This window comes from Neisseria sp. P0022.S010 (assembly GCF_051956635.1).
The window spans coordinates 1-629 of sequence record NZ_JBQCXF010000802.1 but is presented as its reverse complement, the minus strand read 5'-3'; the positions used below and the strand labels follow the sequence as shown (position 1 = coordinate 629).

The window sequence follows — 629 nt, the reverse complement described above, 5'->3', positions numbered from 1 at the left end:
GCGTTGGAACCCGGGACGTTGCCAATGGAAACGGTATGCAGTCAGGCGAAACAACAATCCGCCGGCAAAGAGCAGGTTTAACGTAAAAATATTAATCCAGCCCAAATGCCCGAACAGATAAATCAGCCCGCCAATCAAAATGGCTACGCTGCCGTAAAGGTCGGTGCGCAAAATCATCGGCACATCATTGACCAAAATATCGCGCGCAATACCGCCGCCAACGGCAGTCACAAAAGCCAAAGAAATAACGCCAAACAAATTGAGCTGCAAGGCCATACCGATTTGTGCGCCGGTAATGCTGAACGCTGCCAAACCGATGGCATCGGCAATAATAAAAGCAGCGGCTAAATAGGTGCTGCGATAGCGTTGCACCCTTATCAACCATGCGATAGCAAGCGTGGCAAACACAACAATCAGCGCATCGGTTTGCAAAAACACTTGCGGAATCCGGCCGACCAAGCCATCGCGTATCATGCCGCCGCCGACAGCCGTCAGTAACGCAGTAATGACGACACCGAGTACATCCAATCGCTTGTTGTAGCCGACCAAATAGCCGGAAATGGCAAACGCAGCTGTCCCAATGATTTGAATGAAGTCGGTTGTATTCATATATATGTTTTATTCATCAG

1 protein-coding gene is annotated in these 629 nt (G+C 49.6%); it reads right to left on the bottom strand.

Translation table 11 applies throughout. The features are described 5' to 3' along the window. On the bottom strand, nt 1–609 hold a 609-nt coding region (locus tag ACTHUT_RS21505; protein ID WP_440419843.1), incomplete at its 3' end, for a trimeric intracellular cation channel family protein. Nucleotides 610–629 lie beyond the last annotated feature (20 nt).